At 55.4% G+C, this 895-nt stretch carries 1 rRNA gene; it reads right to left on the reverse strand.

The window, feature by feature from the left end:
- Positions 1–895, reverse strand: a 23S ribosomal RNA gene (locus ACFQ2O_RS21885); the annotation flags it as partial.

Raw genomic sequence — 895 nt, forward strand, 5'->3', positions numbered from 1 at the left:
GCACCACTGGATTAGCTTGGGCGGTTGTTCGCCGGTACGGGAATATCAACCCGTTGTCCATCGACTACGCCTGTCGGCCTCGCCTTAGGTCCCGACTTACCCAGGGCGGATTAACCTGGCCCTGGAACCCTTGGTCTTTCGGAGGACGGGTTTCTCACCCGTCTTTCGCTACTCATGCCTGCATTCTCACTCGTGTAGCGTCCACGGCTGGATCACTCCGCCGCTTCACTCGCCACACGACGCTCTCCTACCACTCCGCACGACTGAACCACGAAGGCTTGTCTATAGTGCGAAATCTACAACTTCGGTGGTGTGCTTGAGCCCCGTTACATTGTCGGCGCGGAATCACTTGACCAGTGAGCTATTACGCACTCTTTCAAGGGTGGCTGCTTCTAAGCCAACCTCCTGGTTGTCAAGGCAACTCCACATCCTTTCCCACTTAGCACGCGCTTTGGGACCTTAGTTGGTAGTCTGGGTTGTTTCCCTCTCGACGATGAAGCTTATCCCCCACCGTCTCACTGCTGCGCTCTCACTCACCGGCATTCGGAGTTTGGCTGACGTCAGTAACCTGTTGAGGCCCATCGGCCATCCAGTAGCTCTACCTCCGGCGAGAAACACGCAACGCTGCACCTAAATGCATTTCGGAGAGAACCAGCTATCACGAAGTTTGATTGGCCTTTCACCCCTACCCACAGGTCATCCCCTCCATTTTCAACTGAAGTGGGTTCGGTCCTCCACGACGTCTTACCGTCGCTTCAACCTGGCCATGGATAGATCACTTCGCTTCGGGTCTAGAACATGCGACTCAAACGCCCTATTCAGACTCGCTTTCGCTACGGCTGCCCCTCACGGGTTAACCTCGCCACATATCACTAACTCGCAGGCTCATTCTTCA

The organism is Pontibacter rugosus (assembly GCF_042678745.1).
In the GTDB taxonomy this organism is placed as follows: Bacteria; Bacteroidota; Bacteroidia; order Cytophagales; family Hymenobacteraceae; genus Pontibacter; species Pontibacter rugosus.